The 17,421-nt window shown below is 54.9% G+C and carries 18 protein-coding genes; 10 read left to right on the top strand and 8 right to left on the bottom strand.

Going from position 1 to position 17,421, the window contains the following annotated elements; all coding sequences use genetic code 11:
* Positions 1–130: 130 nt before the first annotated feature.
* Positions 131–772 (bottom strand): NAD(P)-dependent oxidoreductase, encoded by a 642-nt coding sequence (locus GXP70_RS00380; RefSeq protein ID WP_162354661.1) that lies wholly within the window; start codon positions 770–772, stop codon positions 131–133.
* Positions 773–916: 144 nt separating this feature from the next.
* On the opposite strand from GXP70_RS00380, the gene GXP70_RS00375 reads away from it, so the two are divergent.
* The 5 genes from GXP70_RS00375 (at position 917) to GXP70_RS00355 (ending at position 5,532) form a co-directional block, all read left to right on the top strand.
* Complete coding sequence (locus GXP70_RS00375) at positions 917–1,285, top strand: winged helix-turn-helix transcriptional regulator (protein ID WP_162354660.1); 369 nt, start codon at positions 917–919, stop codon at positions 1,283–1,285.
* A 27-nt stretch (positions 1,286–1,312) separates the two neighbouring features.
* Positions 1,313–2,002 carry a response regulator transcription factor gene (locus tag GXP70_RS00370; protein WP_162354659.1) on the top strand — a complete coding sequence of 230 codons (690 nt, stop codon included), beginning with the start codon at positions 1,313–1,315 and terminating at the stop codon, positions 2,000–2,002.
* Positions 1,983–3,407, top strand: a complete 1,425-nt coding sequence (locus GXP70_RS00365; protein WP_162354658.1) for a HAMP domain-containing sensor histidine kinase — start codon at positions 1,983–1,985, stop codon at positions 3,405–3,407. Before GXP70_RS00370 ends, GXP70_RS00365 begins: the two co-directional genes overlap by 20 nt.
* A 174-nt stretch (positions 3,408–3,581) precedes the next feature.
* Entirely contained in the window at positions 3,582–4,475 is an 894-nt protein-coding gene (locus GXP70_RS00360) for an alpha/beta hydrolase (RefSeq protein ID WP_162354657.1), read from the top strand.
* 1 nt (position 4,476) lies between these two features.
* A complete protein-coding gene (locus GXP70_RS00355) occupies positions 4,477–5,532 on the top strand; it encodes a ketoacyl-ACP synthase III (protein ID WP_162354656.1) in 1,056 nt (351 codons plus the stop codon).
* Between the two features lie 438 nt (positions 5,533–5,970).
* On the opposite strand, the gene GXP70_RS00350 is transcribed toward GXP70_RS00355, so the two are convergent.
* Positions 5,971–6,603, bottom strand: coding sequence for a TetR/AcrR family transcriptional regulator (locus tag GXP70_RS00350; RefSeq protein ID WP_162354655.1), 633 nt, complete (start codon positions 6,601–6,603; stop codon positions 5,971–5,973).
* Between the two features lie 177 nt (positions 6,604–6,780).
* Here GXP70_RS00350 and GXP70_RS00345 point away from each other — a divergent pair, with 177 nt between their 5' ends.
* Complete coding sequence (locus tag GXP70_RS00345) at positions 6,781–7,935, top strand: YhgE/Pip domain-containing protein (RefSeq protein ID WP_162354654.1); 1,155 nt, start codon at positions 6,781–6,783, stop codon at positions 7,933–7,935.
* Positions 7,936–8,037: 102 nt separating this feature from the next.
* On the opposite strand, the gene GXP70_RS00340 is transcribed toward GXP70_RS00345, so the two are convergent.
* A complete protein-coding gene (locus tag GXP70_RS00340; protein WP_162354653.1) occupies positions 8,038–8,583 on the bottom strand; it encodes an NADPH-dependent FMN reductase in 546 nt (181 codons plus the stop codon).
* A gap of 38 nt (positions 8,584–8,621) precedes the next feature.
* Positions 8,622–9,461: a pirin family protein gene (locus GXP70_RS00335; RefSeq protein WP_162354652.1), complete on the bottom strand. Its 840-nt coding sequence runs from the start codon at positions 9,459–9,461 to the stop codon at positions 8,622–8,624.
* Positions 9,462–9,611: 150 nt separating this feature from the next.
* On the opposite strand from GXP70_RS00335, the gene GXP70_RS00330 reads away from it, so the two are divergent.
* Complete coding sequence (locus GXP70_RS00330; RefSeq protein ID WP_162354651.1) at positions 9,612–9,941, top strand: winged helix-turn-helix transcriptional regulator; 330 nt, start codon at positions 9,612–9,614, stop codon at positions 9,939–9,941.
* 178 nt (positions 9,942–10,119) lie between these two features.
* Here GXP70_RS00330 and GXP70_RS00325 read toward each other — a convergent pair whose 3' ends face one another.
* From GXP70_RS00325 to GXP70_RS00315, 3 genes are all read right to left on the bottom strand, one after another.
* A complete protein-coding gene (locus GXP70_RS00325) occupies positions 10,120–11,829 on the bottom strand; it encodes a methyl-accepting chemotaxis protein (RefSeq protein WP_162354650.1) in 1,710 nt (569 codons plus the stop codon).
* A gap of 314 nt (positions 11,830–12,143) precedes the next feature.
* Complete coding sequence (locus GXP70_RS00320; RefSeq protein WP_162354649.1) at positions 12,144–12,905, bottom strand: SDR family oxidoreductase; 762 nt, start codon at positions 12,903–12,905, stop codon at positions 12,144–12,146.
* Positions 12,902–13,285: a MerR family transcriptional regulator gene (locus GXP70_RS00315; protein WP_162354648.1), complete on the bottom strand. Its 384-nt coding sequence runs from the start codon at positions 13,283–13,285 to the stop codon at positions 12,902–12,904. Before GXP70_RS00315 ends, GXP70_RS00320 begins: the two co-directional genes overlap by 4 nt.
* Before the next feature lie 206 nt (positions 13,286–13,491).
* Between GXP70_RS00315 and GXP70_RS00310 the strand changes: the two genes are divergently transcribed.
* Positions 13,492–14,094, top strand: coding sequence for a class I SAM-dependent methyltransferase (locus GXP70_RS00310; RefSeq protein ID WP_162354647.1), 603 nt, complete (start codon positions 13,492–13,494; stop codon positions 14,092–14,094).
* 8 nt (positions 14,095–14,102) lie between these two features.
* Here GXP70_RS00310 and GXP70_RS00305 read toward each other — a convergent pair whose 3' ends face one another.
* Positions 14,103–15,464, bottom strand: coding sequence for a catalase (locus tag GXP70_RS00305; RefSeq protein WP_162354646.1), 1,362 nt, complete (start codon positions 15,462–15,464; stop codon positions 14,103–14,105).
* Between the two features lie 276 nt (positions 15,465–15,740).
* Between GXP70_RS00305 and GXP70_RS00300 the strand changes: the two genes are divergently transcribed.
* Positions 15,741–16,337: a YdeI/OmpD-associated family protein gene (locus GXP70_RS00300; RefSeq protein WP_162354645.1), complete on the top strand. Its 597-nt coding sequence runs from the start codon at positions 15,741–15,743 to the stop codon at positions 16,335–16,337.
* Between the two features lie 130 nt (positions 16,338–16,467).
* The gene (locus tag GXP70_RS00295) at positions 16,468–17,364 is read left to right on the top strand and encodes a phosphotransferase enzyme family protein (RefSeq protein ID WP_162354644.1); all 897 of its coding nucleotides are present in this window, start codon (positions 16,468–16,470) and stop codon (positions 17,362–17,364) included.
* Positions 17,365–17,421: the final 57 nt, after the last annotated feature.

Below are 17,421 nucleotides of genomic sequence, written 5' to 3'. Positions count from 1 at the left end.
TACGAACATTGCTTGCGTCCGGAATTTCCTCAGTTGCTTCTAACCCGTTTCTGTCCGAAAAGACGCACGCCGCCTGTTAGACGGCGTCTAACAGGCGGCGTGCGGTTCAAGCGTGACACAAGCGCGACGATTATTCGGCTTCGCCTACAACGGTGAACCGTTCGTTCACATGCTGGGGATGTTCGATTTCGTCTAGCATGGCAATCGCGAGGTCGGCGTAACTGATGTAGCTTTGACCTTTGCTATTGAGAATGAGCTGATCTTTTCCCGACTGATACGATCCCGTCCTTTTCCCTTCGGGGTCAAAGAAGGCGGCAGGGCTAATGTACGTCCAGGAGACGAGGTGTTGATTTTGCAAATCCTCCAGGTTTTTTCCCGCATTGAATGCCGTGGGATAGATCGCTTTCGGGAATTCAGGCGTGTCCATCAATTTGATCGTTTTCTCTTCATCGACGAACAGGCTTCCTGCGCCGCCGACGACGATTAACCTTGCATGCGGAGCATCTTTCAGCGCTTGAACCAGCAATCTGCCCACGCCGATATATAGATGCTCCTCGCCCATAGGCGCTGAATACGCGCTGACGACGACGTCAAGGGGTTGAAGATCGGATGCGGTAATAGCAAAGAGGTCTTTCTCGAGTACGCTCGCTTTCGTATCTCCAAGCTTCGAGGCGTTTCTCACGATAGCCGTTACTTCATGTCCTCTGTTCAATGCTTCGTTCAAAATACGAATTCCGGCTTTGCCCGTGGCGCCGATGATCCCGATGTTCAATGTTCATTCCTCCAGTTGTAGGGTTCTAACTTGCTGCGCGGTTCTTATTCTCATACTATTAGGTTAGTCGGATTTTTGTAAGTAGGCATATTTTTATGACATAGTCATAAAAACAGGACCATGTGCAAAGGAAGGTTGTTTACGATGGCTCGAACGTCATTCGAGGGAGAAATTCCCGAAGAACAGATCAAAGTTTGCCCTGTCACGGATACGCAGAACATCATCGCGGGGAAATGGAAAATTATTATTTTGTGGCATTTGCAAGAGACGAGACGGTTTGGAGAGCTGCAACGATTAGTTCCCGGCGTCTCCAAAGGAATTCTGACCAGTCAGCTAAGGGAGTTGGAACGGGATCACATGATTCACAGACAAGTGTATCAGGAGGTGCCGCCCAAAGTAGAATATTCCTTGACGGACGGGGGAAGGAATTTCATACCTATCTTGGAGAAGATGGGCGAATGGGGCAAGAAATATGCGACCGGCAAGATGGCGGTTGAAGAAACCGCGAAATGAGCGTCAAGCTTGAAGAGGTGACGGAGGATGAAGCCGAAGATTCTAATTGTCGAAGACGAGACGAGCATCTCCATGGTGCTGAAGGCGTATCTGGCCAAAGCCGGCTATGCGGTGGAGCAAGCCTATAACGGCGATCGGGCAATGTCATTGTTCGAGTCCTGGGAGCCGTCGCTGGTGTTATTGGATGTCATGCTGCCGGTCATGGACGGATGGTCGGTTCTGCATCGTATTAGGCAACGAAGCGCTTGTCCTGTCATCATGTTAACGGCGCTCGGCGATATTAACTACCGGCTGGAAGGACTGAACGGGGGCGCCGACGATTATTTAATCAAGCCCTTCATCGGGGAAGAGGTTGTCGCTCGCGTGCGAGCGGTGTTAAGGCGGCTGCCGCAGGTGGCGACAGAGAATACGGCGATCTTCGGCAATCTGAAGGTTGATTTTCATTCGCATACGGTGACGCTCAACGGGGATGAGGTTCATTTGACGCCGAGGGATTTATCGCTGTTTCTCTATTTGGCCAGCCATCCGAACCAGACATTCGATCGCGGCCAGTTGATTGACGCTGTATGGGGCAGGGATTACATAGGCAGCGATCGAGCCGTCGACATGGCCGTCAAACGCATTCGCCAAAGCCTTGTGGAATGGTCCGCCGGAGACGGAGGGATCATTACGTTGAAACGATTGGGGTATCAATTCCGTGTCCAAGCGAGAACGTAGAAGCCTGCTCTATTATTGGTCGATCCGGTACTTCTCGATCTTATTCGTCAGTATCATGATCCTTGGTTTGCTTGCCATGTATCTCTTCTACAGGAACGCGATATCCGCCCAATATACCGCTGTGAAGAACATGGCGGGCGATCTTGGGGCCATCGCCAACGATAATCAGGGGAAGCTCCCCGAGATTCCCGATATGGAGAAGTTCTTAGCCCATCTAGCCGCGGGGCATAATCTTCAAGGCAGACCCATCATGTTCATTCTTGATCGGGATGGCCATATTGTTCAACAATATCCCCCCGTTGCGCCAGAGGAAACCGAACGGATGATGACCCGAATCGCCGATATTATGTCCGGGGATGCTCATGTGATCAAACTGGAAGCCCGACAAGGCCAAGAGCCTTATTTGGTAGGCGCCTATCCGATGACTGTCGAATCGGGATTCGCATTGTACATGGCCCCTGAGCGTAATGCGCTGGAAGGCATGTTTGCTTTTAGATATCAAAGGTGGATGCTGCTGGCGTCCTTCTTGTTCATAGGCTGGGGCATCGTGCATGTGATGACTAGAAGATTGATCAAGCCAATCCAGGAGGCGGCCAGTGCAGCGAAGCAAATTGTGGCCGGCAATTATAAGCTGCAATTCAGACACGATTACAAAGAGAAGGAAATCCATGAGCTCGCGCATTCGTTCCAGGAGATGGCGGATCGGCTCAATCGCTTGGAGAAGCTTCGCACGCAGCTGCTGGCGGGCGTTACGCATGAATTGAAGACGCCTGTTACGGCCATCAGCGGGTTAGTACAGGCGGTCCGCGGGAAGGTAGTCGAAGGGGAAGAGGCGGAAGTATTCCTGGATCATTGCATGAATGAATGCAATCGTCTGCAGAAGATGGTACAGGATTTGCTGGATTTCAACAGCTTTGCAGCGGGCAATATTCATGTGCATCATGAGCGAGTCGATATGCAAGCGATGCTGACCGATGTCATAGAGCGATGGAGCCGCGTGCAAGAGCGCCAGTCGATTGAAGTGAAGCTGGAAGTGTCGGTTTCGGCCGCGGACCTTCGATTACTGACGGATCCCAATCGTATCGAACAGATTCTTATTAATCTGTTGAATAACGCGAGAGATGCAATAGCCGCGGGCGGAGTCGTTATCGTTCGTCTGGATACGACCGATCGTTATTGCCATATTAGCGTTCACGATACAGGAGGGGGGATTCCCGAAGCCGGGCAGAAGGATATATTCGAACCGTTCTATCGCGGTGCGGATAAGCGGACGCTCGTACACGGGCTCGGCCTCGGACTGCCCTTCAGTCGGATGATCGCGCGATCGTTGGGCGGCGATCTGGTGTTGACGCACAGTTCGGCAAGCGGTTCAATCTTTGAGCTCATTCTTCCGCAGGAATCATAATATGCGATGAATACCATAAACAACATTTTCATCAAGGCTATCGTTCCTGATGGAGAGGTTGTTTTTTTTCGCCCCTAAACGCAAATTTGTGCATATTCTGACATCCGACTGACACGCCGGAATGGTAGTCTGTGACTGCTTCATACTATTTTCAGGATAAAAGGAGTAGTTGGCATGGGTATGTGGATTGGGTATATCGTACTAATGGTGCTGATTGGAATAGGCGCGGTCACGTTATGGGCGGTATGGAAGCTGATGCATCCTGCGCGCAAGCCGGTACAGCTTGCTCCCGACGAAGAGGGGCTGCAATATGAATCGATCGCTTTCCGAAGCCGGGATCAAGCGGTCAATCTGAAGGGCTGGTTCCTCCCCGCCGCCGGCTCGCCCAAGATGACGATTATATTCGCGCACGGCTACAGGAGCAATCGCCTCCAGAAGAAGGTTGCCGCGCTCGAGCTGGCCAAGTCTCTCGTTCAGCGTCATTATAATGTGGTCATGTTCGATTTTCGCAATTGCGGGGATTCCGAAGGACGGTTAACGACAATCGGGCTGGATGAACAACAAGACATCCTGGGCGCCGTTGACTGGTGCCGGACGTTCTGTAAGGGCCCCATCGGCTTAATCGGGTATTCGATGGGCGCGGCCGCATCCCTCCTGGCAGCAGCGAAGTGCGAGGAAGTATCCGGCGTCATCGCGGACAGTCCGTTCAGTGACTTGAACCGGTATTTGCTGGATAATCTATCGATATGGTCCAAGCTTCCGAAGTACCCGTTCTCCCCGCTGATGGTGCTTGCCATTCGTTTCATTATGAAGAAGAATCCGCAGCTCGTTAAACCGATCGTATCGATACAGCAGATTTATCCTCGGCCGGTCATGTTCATTCACGGGGATCAGGATGAGACGATCCCGTGCGCCAACAGCGAAATGATGTCGCAGCGGTTCGCCGAAGCATTCAGCTACTGGAAGGTTCCCGGAGCCAAGCATACGGGCTCTTATAAGTTGTATCCCCTGGAATATACCAATCGGGTCGATCGTTTCTTCGATCGACTTGCAGGAGGCCAGTCATAACATGAAATCTCAAGCGCGAATTACGGCGATCGGCAGCTATGTCCCTTCCAAAGTGCTGCGAAACGCGGATTTGGAGCGAATGATGGATACGAGCGACGAATGGATCGTGCAGCGAACGGGCATACGCGAAAGGCGTATCGCGGCTAAGGACGAGTTCACGAGTCATATGTGCATCGGGGCGATCGATGACCTTCTCAGGAACTATGAAGTATCGATCATGGATGTGGATATGATTCTGGTAGCCACCTATACGCCGGACTTCCCGACGCCTTCCGTCGCATGTCTGATCCAGCACCATTACGGGATCCCGGCTACGGGAGCGCTCGACGTTAACGCTGCCTGCACGGGGTTTGTTTATGCGATGAACATGGCGAACGGATTAATAACCAGCGGGCTTCATCGGAAAGTTCTGGTGGTCGGCGCGGATACGGCATCCAGAATAATGGATTATTCGGATCGTACTTCCTGCATCTTATTCGGCGATGGAGCGGGCGTTGTGCTAATGGAAAGAGCGGAGGGCGCGGGGGCGTTGATCACGCAGTATTTTGGCTCGGATGGTCATGGAGGCAGCTATCTCTATCGCTCGGGCCTAAGAAACGAGCTGTCGGGAAATCAGCTTGCCAGCGACGGGATGCTGGTGCAGAACGGGCGGGAGGTGTACCGCTTTGCCGTTGGGACGGTGCCGCAAGTCATACATAGAATTCTGGACCAGGTCCGCTGGCGTGCGGATGAGATTGATTGGTTCGTTCCCCACAGCGCCAATCTTCGCATTGTCGAGTCCATCGGCAAGAAGATCGGGATTCCGATGAGCAGGACGCTGCACAGCTTGGAGTATTACGGGAATACGACGGCTGCCAGCATTCCGCTTGCCTTGAGCATGGGAGTCAAGTCGGGTCAGGTCAAGACGGGAGATCGGCTGCTGCTGGTCGGCTTCGGCGGCGGATTCACCTTCGGCGGGATGATCGTGGAATGGACATTAGCGACCCGGGCTGCTGCCCTTCCGGCGAATGCGAATACGACGGGCGCTTTCCCGGCAAGAGCAAGATGCACTGTCTGAAGAAGGGGCCCGGATGCTTCATTTCGCGGCTTTGAACGGGGAGGCCACTGAAATGGTTATTCACTGAACGGTGCGTCGCTCCCCTTTACGGCCAATCACTTTCACCCACGTTTGTTTAAACATGAGCTCCCCATGATCCATGAAGGGAAACATACCCGTCCGATTCGTCGTGGAATTTATATCGGCAATCAGGTTGTCTTTGATCACAGTGCACGTTTCTTCGTTTGTTTGGGTCAACGCTAGCCATCTGTTAACGTTAACATCGACTGCGACGGTTTCTGCGACGGTAACATTCAATCCGTTGTGCTCGAACAACGCCAGTAACCGGGATTTCTTCAGGCAATAAGTATGGGAGGGGTCTCTGAGCCTAAATCCCGCAAAGCTTGCATCGAACTGCACGCCAGGCTGCTGGATCAGGGCGACATAGAGGCGATCGGTCTACGCCTGATTCTCTCCCGTAACTTGCCTGTTCCTTAACCCTGTCGCCGCAAGCGAGCCATGTTGGACCAGCTTCATGATGATGACCGCGATCTCGCGAGGGGTCTGTTGCATGCCGCTCTCGATCCAGTACGAGATAATGCCCATATTGGCGGATGCAATGAAGGTGATCAAATAATCGCGCGGCACGAGCATATTGTCATCGCTAGGCTGCCTCTGCGCCAAGCGGGCGGCGATGTGCTCTTGCATGACCCTCCTGAATTTGACGATGTAACTCGAGTTGCCGTGCGGGCCGATCATCAGCCTGAAGAAGTAAGCTTCGCGACTGAATTCCTCGAGCAGCGCAATAATCTTCGGATAAGGCTCTCCCCGTTCGGAGAAGCGCATCATCTCCACGACGTCGATCTCGCGCATCGCCTTCAGCACCGAAGCGAACACTTCATCCTGCACCTTCTGCAGCATATCGGGCGCATCCTGGTAATGCAGATAGAACGTGCCTCGATTCACATCCGCGCGGTTGGCGATATCGGTAACGGTGAGCCCCTGCACGCCGTTCTCTTCAATAAGCTCCAGCATTGCATTGCGAAGCAGACGCTTGGTGCGCAATTGTCTGCGATCGATTTTGGGAGCCATGTAAATCCCCACCTTTTTGAAGAATGTTATTTATACTCAACAAAGCCCTTGCGATTTGCTCATTAGTGAACACTTACGCCTGATATTGACGATTGAATTGTATTCCGTCCTCATTATAATTAACGTTACGTGCAATAATCAACATTGTGTGCATTAAAAGAGTGGGGAGAGAGTTAAGTGGCGATATTCAGACAGAAAATGCTGTGGTTGGGGTTCATTGGCGTAGCGGTCGTCGTCATGGTGTTCGGGCTGGCGATGATGGGATCGGTACTCGGCGCGAAGCCGAAGAATATTCCGGTTGCGCTGGTTATCGAGGATAAGGCGGTTACGCTTCCCGATGGCAGCGAGCTCCATATCGGGGCGGCAATCAAGGAGAAGCTGCTGGCCAACAAGGCGCTGCCGATCGTGTGGCACGAGGCGGCTACCGAAGCGGAAGCGCGCACGGGGCTGGACCGGCAGGACTACTACGGGGCGTTTATCCTTCCGGAGGATCTAAGTGCGGGCATCGCCTCATTCGCAACGGGGGAGCCGAAGCCGGCTACGGTTAAGGTGATCGGCAACGAGGGCATGAACGCGCAGGCATCGACCGCAGTGAAGCAGGTGCTCGGGCAAGTGTCGCGCATGCTGAGCGCGGAGTTGTCGGGCCAGCTGCTCAGCCAAGCGGAAGCGAAGTCTTCGGTTATGCCGGTTAGCGCGGCTAAGGCCATGCTGAGCCCCTTTGCGGTGTCGGAAGAAACGGCGCATCCGGTAGGGCTGAACAATGCGAGCGGCAACGCGCCGGGCATGCTGACGCAAATCATGTGGATCGGGAGCTTGGTCGTCAGCATCATCCTCGCGCTCACAGGGCGGAAGGCGAAGGAATCCGGGGCTCGCCGGGTCGGCGTGCATGCGGTACAGTTGATCATTGGAGCGATCTTCGTGTCGCTTGTATCGGGCTATCTGGTGTGGATGGCGCACTCGTGGTACGGCATGGTCGTCGTAGACGTGTCGAACACGTGGTTCATGCTGCTGTTGTCGGGCATCGCGTTCTTCGCCATTCAACTGACGCTGCTGAGCTGGCTCGGGATGCCGGCCATGCCGGTTCTCGTCCTGCTGATGTTCTTCTCGCTGCCGGTCGTGAACATGGCGCCGGAGTTCCTGTCGCAGACGACGCAGGACTGGCTGTACGCGTGGACGCCGTTTCGGTTCGTGGCCTCGTCGCTTCGCGATTCCATGTATTTCAGCGAGGTCGGCGTGACGAGCGACAACATGACGGTGCTGTGGTCGTTGATCAGCGTCGGCGCGGTGCTGGTGCTGCTCTCGGCATTCAAGCCGCAGCGAGTTAAAGCATAGGTTGTAGTAAGCTTCAAGCCCATGTGGCTTGATACAAGAGAACAGTCCGCCCTAAGCCGGCATTGCAGCCGGCTTAGGGCGGACTGTTCATTGTTGATCTGCTTATCGTTGCAGCTTATCCATCCATGCAATAAAGTTGGCTATAACAGAATCGATGAATTTCACCGTGTTCTCGTCGATCAGGCTGCCCTCGGCGTCGAATTTCGTATGCGCTGCGCCTACGTATACTTCATTGCCGATGAGCACGGGGGAAGCCAAGCCGCCGGCAAACAAAATATCCCGCAAATGCATTTGCGCTTTAACGGTTCCTAGAATGCCCAATGACGCCCCCATAATGAAGGAAGGCTTGCCGATCATGACTTTGTCAACGCGGGACAGCCAGTCGATGACATTGACCAAGACGCCCGGAACCGTGCCGTTATATTCAGGCGTCAGCCACAGCACGGCATCGGCCGATTTTACTTTGGCTTTGAAGTCGATGACCGCTTGCGGCGGTTCATTCTCGGTATCTTGATTGTACATCGGAATGTCGTTCAGGGTTAGAATCTCGAGATCGATTCGTTCGGCGTACCGGTGTTTGACGAATTCGGCTAATTGTTTGTTGTACGAATTTTTGCGGATACTACCTACGATGGCTGCGACTTTCATTTGATTGACCTCCAATGATATCGAATGTGTCGGTTGTTTTAGAACAGACCGTTTCTATAATCGCGATAGGCTTGTACGATTTCTGCTTCCGTGTTCATGACAAAAGGGCCTCTGGCAACGACGGGCTCGCGAACCGGTTCGCCGGCGTATAACATAACGCGCATCTTGCTTGCGGCTTGAATCTTCACTTGGCTCGGTCCGGCCGGATCAGCGGATCCGAGCCATAGCACCTGTCCTTTCGCTCCTGCCGCAGCGTCGGCTCCGAAGGTGCCCTCGCCTTCCAGGACGTAGAGGAAGCCATTATAGCTTCCCGGCAATCGCGGAGTGACGGCCGCTCCTGCTTCGAGGTTGATTTCCAACATCGTTACCGGAGTTATATTGACGGTACCGGCGATTGCATCGCCGTAAGAGCCGGAGAATACCCGGACTTCGGCGCCGTCCTCCTTGACGACAGGCATATCATGCATCCGTAGATCCTGATATTTGGGCGGGGACATCTTGTGCGCCGCAGGAAGGTTCACCCATAATTGAAGAAGATCGACTTCTTCGTCCTTCGCCGCGTCTTCGACATGCTCGACGCCTCTCCCTGCGGTCATCCATTGGGCATCCCCAGGCTGAAGCACCCCTTCGCCATGCTTGCTGTCATAATGGTTAAGGCGGCCGTCAATGAGGAAGGTGACGGTTTCCATTCCGCGATGGGGATGAAGACCGAATACGCCGCTTCGCATGCGGTCATGTGCCATAAGCAGGAACGGGTCGTATTGCTCCCAATTATCGGGCTCCAGCACCACGGCCACCGTATGGATGTCGCTATTGCGCCGGAATGCGGGCGTACGTACGCTTTCGATGCTGCGTTCGCTAACAGATGGATGGGTCAAGGCTTGATCTCCTCCTTGCAATAGGATGGGTGGATACTAAAATGAATGTGAACGGGTTGTTTGTATTGTATCCTGTTCGCTATGAATGATGAAGACGGCACTTGAATGTTACGGGGTTACTATAATGTAACCTTATAGGGAGGTTGTGAAGTGAATATAGAGCCCGGCAATTGCAAAGTCGCGACGGCGCTGGAGGCCATTGTGGGAAAGTGGAAAATATCGATCATGCTGAATTTACTTGATAACCATACGATGAGGTTCAGCGAATTGCAGCATGCGATGCCCGGCGTTACCAGGAAAATGCTAACCGCCCATCTGCGCGAATTGGAGGAAGAAGGCCTTATTAAGCGCGAGGTCTTTCCTCAGGTTCCTCCGAAAGTCGAATATTCCATGACGGAGTACGGCGCCACTCTCAAGAACATCCTGGCGTTGCTGCATGAATGGGGAGAATCCCACCTGGGGAGGAAGCAGCAAGGGTAAGTTCAAGCAATGAACGGCTGTGCCGGGTTCACGTAATCAGATAGACTGGACGATGGCTGGAGCTTGTATGACGCCGAATGACATAGAAGAGGCCCGGTTAGCGTGGAATACGCTAATACGGGCCATTTTGGATGCTTCTATATTCTGCTCCTAAGCAAGAATACGTGCATGCACCGGGTTAAACTTTAAACTGACCGACCAGCGCCTGCAGTTCTTCGGACATTGTAGACAGAGATGCGGCAGACGAGGAGATCTCCTCCATGGAGGCCAACTGCTCTTCCGCGGAAGCCGATACGTCTTGAGAGCCGGCGGCCACGAATTTCGAGCCCTCCGAAATCTCTTCAAAGGCATGCACGATCTGCTCCGCGCTGGCCGACATTTGCTGCGAGGCCGCGGAAACCTCCTGGATCTGACTGGCAACCTGGTCCACATATCCCTTGATCTCTTCGAAGGTTCCTCCGGCGGCATGCACGACGCGGATACCCGCGTTAATTTCCTTCGTGCCGTTCTCAACCGAGCGAATCGTCTGTTCGATGCCGGTCTGAATATGCATAATCAGCTGCGTAATCTGTTCGGCGGATTGCGAGGATTGTTCGGCTAGCTTGCGCACTTCGCCGGCCACGACCGCGAATCCGCGTCCCTGCTCACCCGCCCTTGCCGCTTCAACCGCTGCGTTTAGCGCGAGCAGGTTGGTTTGAGCCGCGATATCGGAGATCACGTTGACAATCTGCCCGATTTCTCCCGAGCGCCCGCTCATTTCTTTCACGCCAACGGCAAGCCGATTGAACGACGTTTGAATCGAGCCCATTTGTTCCTCCGCCGATTGAATGGCGCTGTTGCCCTCCAATGATTTGTGGGCGGCTTGCATCGAGACAGAGGAAGCCGTCTGCATGTTCGCGGCGATTTGTTGTACCCCGGCCGACATTTCATTCATGGCCCGGACGCTTTCTTCCACGCTGTAGGCTTGTCTTTCTGCGCTGCCGACGACCCCTTGAATGGCGGAGGCGATGGTCTCGGAAGCTTGGCCCGTTTGCATTGCGCTTGCCGTCAGTTCCTCCGAGGAAGCAGCTACATGCTCGGCGCTTAGACTGATTTGTTCGACCAGATTGCGGAGATTCTCCTTCATCTGATTAAAGGATCCGGCCAGTGCGCCAATTTCATCCCTGTTTTTCACCTGAATATTGGCTGCGGTGATGTCGCCGGAAGCGATTTTCTCGGCAACGTTGTTCAGAGCGACAATGGGTTTGGATATCATGCGCGAACAGAAATAACCGATCGCGACCGCTAAGACGAAGGCGATGATACTGAAGGCGGACACATTCGCAATGGCGCCCTTAACCGTCTCGGTATTGCTTCGGCTTCCTTCATCCATGAGCTTCTGCTGTTCGCCGGCGATTTCGTCTGCTACCGGTTCCAGCTGACTCCCTAATGGCAGCACTGCATCGTTGTAGAACGCCATCGTTCGGGCCGAATTTTGGTTGTTCTCAACCATTTGAAACAGTTGATCTACCTTCTGCTTGAACAGAAGGTTGAGGTCGTCCAGCTTTTTTAGCTTCTCTTTATCCGTCGCTCGCTGGGCTAACGTCATCGTTTGGCTGACGAGCTTAGACAGATTGTCATTGGATGCTTGAAACGTATCTTTATACTCCGGTTCCTTCGTTAAGAGATAGCCGCGCAGTCTGCTGGTTTGTTTGGCGGCTTCCGCTTGCATGGTTTGAGCATTGGATAAGATCGCTGCTCGTCTCTCAATCAAATCGGAATAGGAGTCGTCGATTTTCTCGAGGTAAAAAAATGAGATCCCGCTCGTAATCCCCATCAGGATCGCAATAATCGCAAACGCCCCTATTAACTTTCGACCGATTGTTAATCTTCCAGTTCTGACCGCCATGATGAGCACCTCTTCGTGAATGTTGGAGGGATTTGCCCCCGGAATCGGGCTATGGAATAAGTCGCGCGATCCCATAGATGGGTGTGATCCCCTGATAACTTACCAAATAATAGTGTAAAACGGCCATAATAGCAACCAAAAACAACCAGATTATGCCCGGTTTCGAGCGTAATGTCGAAATATCGCCATTTCTTGACAGTATTGATGTCGAGTTCTGTAGTGCCGTAAAGAGCGATCGGTAAACCCGTATTTGGAAGAGGCAGACGGTACTGTCTTCAGAAATAAAAAAAGGCACCCGGGAAGGTGCCCTTCAATTAGCCCATGCTGTCTTTCGTTGCCTCATACAATTGGGCTGCGTGCTTGTCGACTTCATCGCGCGACATGCGCAAGCGAGCCACGGACGAACCGTATCCGATTTCCGCCAGGCCCTCCTCCAAACCTTTCATAATGCCGTCCGCAAAGGCGTCCAGCGGTTCGCCGTGCGTATGCAGCCCTGCTCCGCCCAGGTCGGTGTTTACCGCAGGGGGAGCGACCTCGATGACCTCGACGGAAGTCTCGGACAGCTGATGCCTCAGGCTCATTGTAAACGAATGCAGCGCCGCTTTCGTTGCGGAATAGATCGGCGCGATCGCAAGCGGCGTATACGCAAGCCCGGAGGTTACGTTAATGATGGCCGCGTCTGCTTGCGCTGCAAAGAACGGAGCGAACAGCATGGCAAGATGGAAAGGCGCTTCAATATTGGTCGTGATTTCTTGATTGAAGTACCCCCAGTTATGCTTCGCATCGGCTTTCAGCAGATTCATCCGTTGTTGGATTCCCGCATTGTTCACTAACACATTCACGTCCGGATAGTTCGCCGTTACCCAGTCGAACAATGCGATCCGTTCGGATTCGACGTTCAAATCGCTTACGCGAGTGACGAGAGCCGGCAATTTTTCTTTCGCTTGGCGAAGGACATGTTCCCGTCGTCCGGTGACTATAACGGTGTTGCCGGCCTTCGCGAAGCGTTCGGCAAAAGCCAGTCCGATTCCCGCGCTCCCGCCTGTAATGAGGATGGTATTCCCTGTCAGTTTCATGATTGTCCTAACACTCCTAGATCGTTATGGCTTGCGTAGCGATTAATTTTGAAGTCGATCCCTGCTAAGGATTCGGTCATCAGCGCGATTTCCGCCAGTACGGCCTGTTTGTGCCGCTTCATCATGGCAAGTCGGCGTTCAATGGTACTGTCTCCTTGCACGACCCAATCGATATACTGTTTGATTTGGCTTATGGGCATATGCGTGTTCTTTAGGCATAGGACCGTCTCAAGGAGCGCCAGTTGATGCTCTGAAAATAATCGTCTGCCCGCCGCATCGCGTTCAATGAGCGGCACCAGTCCTTTCTTCTCGTAATAACGCAAGGTGGATTCCGGAACGTGCAATTTCTCCGCAGCTTCTTTGATGGAACAATAGTTCATAGGTGACCTCCGCATGGGCGCTTTCCTGTCGACAAGAATTAGGATACGACTTCGACCATGGTTTAAGTCAAGGGTGTCCGCTCAGGAACATTTTCGATTGTTTCCGATGGATCGAAGGCCGGCCATTGGCGATTGCCGTGCGAATATGATGTGTTTTTCGGCTATAATGGCAGCAGGATATACAACGGAAGACAGGAGAGATACATATGGCCAATACGGATAAGTTTGAAATGATCGCCCAGACGTATGACACGCCCGAGCGAATCCACATTGCGCAGGTATCGGCAGATGCCATTCGCGGCTATTTGATTGACGCCAAGGACAAGCACGCGATCGACTTCGGCTGCGGAACCGGGCTTGTCGGCATGAACCTGCTGGACGAGTTTCGGTCGATGCTGTTCCTGGATACCTCGCCGAACATGATTGAGCGCATCCGGCATAAAATCGCGGATGCGCATATTCATCATGCCGCCACCTATTGTTTTGATTTCGAGCAGAATGATTCTTCGGATTTGCGTGCCGATTATATCGTTATGGTTCAGGTTCTGCTGCATATCAAGGATGTCGAATTCGTGTTGACGCGGTTATTCGATGTTCTCCGGGAAGGCGGTCATCTGCTGATCGTGGATTTCGATAAGAACGAGCAGGTCGTCTCCGACTTCGTGCATAACGGATTCCATCAATCGGAGCTGGCCGGCCTGATGGCGAGCATCGGGTACAAGGACATCCGGTCCGAGACCTTCTACCGCGGAAATCGGCTGTTCATGGGCCAGGATGCGTCGATGTTTATTCTGGATGCCCGGAAGTAAGCTCGGCCTCATCCCTTCGCTTGCACGCGGATTCGCTCAGTGACGCGATCGCCTAACAAGGGAGAAGCCTTGGACAGGTAGCCAAGCACGATCGCGAGCGTGTCGGCGGAGATGCCGGCAAGATCGGCGGCCAGGTTATCGACCAGGTGATCCTGCTGCAATGGCGCCAGCGAGCGGTAATACTGGCCGGCCTGCTCGAAATCGTCTTGCTTGGGAATGTCCGCCCGCATGAGCTTTCCTTCCACGAATCTCCCGTCGCCGCTGGTGACAAGCGATTCGGGCGTCCAGTGCTGCTGATGGTTGATCGGAATTTTGCGGAACTCCGGACCGAGCCGCTGCCGCTGCGAGTCCGAGTAGATGTTGGCGCGGCCCTGCAGCATTTTATCGTCCGACAGCTCCGCGCCCTCCAGCAGGTTGGTCGGGGAGAAGGCGAGCTTCTCGACCTGCTCCTTGTAGTTATCCGGATTGCGGGTCAACACCAGCCGGCCGACCGGCTGCAGCGGGTACTGCAGCTCATCCCACACCTTCGTATCGTCCAGCGGATCGTAAGGGAGCGAGGACTCGTCTTCGGGATTCATCAGCTGTACGTACAGCCCGTATTCCACCGTTTTGCCCGCTTGCAGCGTATCATATAAATCCTGGCCGGCATAATCCGGATTCTCGCCGGCGAGCCGGGCCGCTTCCTGACGGTCGATATACTGCTCGCCCGCCAGCGGCAGCCAGTGGTATTTCACATAGGTACGCACGCCCTGCGCGTTGCGCCAGACGTACGTATTGACGCTGTGGCCCGGGATGTGCCGAAGACTCTTGACGGTGCCCGCGTCGGAATAGAGCCGGACGAGGAAATGCATCGCTTCCGGCGCCCTTGCAATGAAGCTCCAGAACCGTTCCGGATCGATCAGATTGTTGACGGGCGACGGCAGGAGCGCTTTGATCGCCTCCGGGAAGCGGATGGCGTCCCGGACCAAGAACACGGGGATATGGTTGAACACGAGGTCGAACACGCCGTGATCCGTATAGAACTTGGTGGCGAAGCCGCGCACGTTGCGCGATGTATCCGGCGTGCCCTTGTTGCTGACGGCCAGGGAGAATCGGACCGTGACCGGGACTTGCTGACCCGGCTCCTGCAGGAAACAGAGCCGGGTATGCGCGGACATGGCATACAAGGTTTGAAAGTAGCCGAAGGCGCCGAAGCCTTTGACATGCACGGGCCGCTCCATCAGCCGCGAATGGACGAACGTCTCCAGCGTTTCGTGCAGCACGCTGTCTTGTTCCAGCACGGGGCCCCGTTCGCCCACCGTCTGCGAATGCATAGCGGCCGGCGCATCGCCCGACCGGCGTTTCGGCCGTTCTCCATGGTTCTCGTTCATCGCTCTACCTCCTGTATGGTCATGCGATTGATCTGCCATATACAAGGTATGAGGCGCTTCCGCCCGAATATGACAGTGCGCGTCTACGATGACGTGCCGCATTTCGCGTATATGCAGCCGATACGGCGGCCCGCCTCATTGCCTATCGGGAGCCGGAGGGCGGATGCAAGGCGGCGAAGCCGTTGGCAGGTACTAAAACTCATGCTATTGTGGAAGCATGGAAATAGATGGCGCGATTCCAGCGTTGGAAGCGAGTGAGGAAGAGAGGTGTTCGACATGCCGGCAAGCAGTCTGAATCCGCAGGTTGATGCATTCGTGAGAACGGCGGCGAAGTGGAAGGAAGAATACGAGAAGCTGCGAGCCATCGCGCTTGACTGCGAGTTGGCCGAGACGTTCAAGTGGATGCATCCGTGCTATACGTTCCAGGAGAAGAACATCGTGCTTATTCACGGGTTCAAAGACTACTGCGCGCTGCTGTTCCACAAAGGCGCCTTGCTGAAGGATGCGCACGGCATCCTGATCCAGCAGACGGAGAACGTGCAATCGGCGCGCCAAATCCGGTTCGCCAACGTGCAGGAGATCGTGGACTTGGAGCTCACGCTGCGCGCCTATATCTATGAGGCTATCGAGGTCGAGAAGGCCGGGGTGGAAGTGAGCTTCAAGAAACCGGCCGAATTCGCGGTCGCCGAAGAATTCCGGCAGAAACTGGACGAGCTGCCGGCGCTGAAGGCGGCGTTCGAGGCGTTGACGCCGGGGCGGCAGCGGGCGTACCTGCTGCATTTCTCCCAGCCGAAGCAGTCCAAAACGCGCGCGTCGAGGGTCGAGAAGTACATGCCGCATATTCTGGCCGGCAAGGGCCTGAACGATGAATAGCGGCCGGCGAAGCCTGGAAGGGTAATGCGGAGCAAGTACGACGCGGCCGAGAGGCCGCGTTTTCGTCGTGGCAGGAGCAGAGCAGGCGTTGACGAGGATCCAGGCTAACAGGAAGCGGAGGAGAAGACGGATGGGCAGTGATACGAATCCGAACATGCCGGACGCGGCTATTTTGAAAGCGCTTAACGCCAAGGTGGAGGCTCCGCTTGGGGGAAGGCTCAACCGGCATTGGCTGGTGAACGTTAATCGGGAACAGCTGGTGCTGCGCCTCTGGCATGGCGGAGTCCGGATGGACGATATCGACTACGAGGCGAAGCTGCTTCAAGGCATCGCCGGGCTGGGCTGGCCGGTTGCCCCTGTCATCGGGGAGCCGATCGCGCAAGACGGACAAGTGTGGGGACTGTTCCCGTTCCTCCGGGGCGAGCCGCCGTCCGTCGACAATCCCGCGGCCGAGCAGCGCGCACGGGGCCGCCTGTTGGCGCAGTTCCACCAGGATCTTCTGCGGCTTGGCGCGTTCGGCCAGCGGAGGGGCTGGCGGCGCTGCGAAGAGATCTTGTTCGATGAAGGGCTGGATCGGCTGCTGTCGGCGCATGAGCAGGAGCGGCCGGAGGAAGAGATGCGCATGCTGCGCTGGCATTTGGAGCGCGCGCGGAAGCGGGCGGAGGGGCTGCGGCTCCATGACCGGCCGGGCATCGTCACCCACGGCGATTTTACGACGTGGAACCTGCGCTTCCAGGGGGACAGGCTGACCGGGATTCTCGATTTCGAGCTTGCGCATTGGGATCACCGCGTCGGCGAATTCGCCCTCGCGTGGAGAGGCAAGTACGACGAGGTCATACTCGGGTACGACGAAGTATCGCCGCTCGAGCCCGACGAGTGGGAGCTTATCACGCCCATGTGGTGGGCGGGACTCATCGAACTGGCCTGCAATCACCTGAAGGAGGGCAGCTGGGACGATGGCTGGATGATCAGGAAGCTGCTGGAGCGCTCGCCGCTCATGGGCCCGGACGCCGTCCCATACCGTTGAGCGCCGCCCGTCTCGGCAAGGAACGGGCGGGCGAAGCAGAGGGTGACAGCGCGGCTG

The organism is Paenibacillus lycopersici (genome assembly GCF_010119935.1).
In the GTDB taxonomy this organism is placed as follows: Bacteria; Bacillota; Bacilli; order Paenibacillales; family Paenibacillaceae; genus Paenibacillus_Z; species Paenibacillus_Z lycopersici.
Note: the sequence above shows the minus strand (reverse complement) of the source record. Positions and strands in the feature narration are given on the sequence as shown.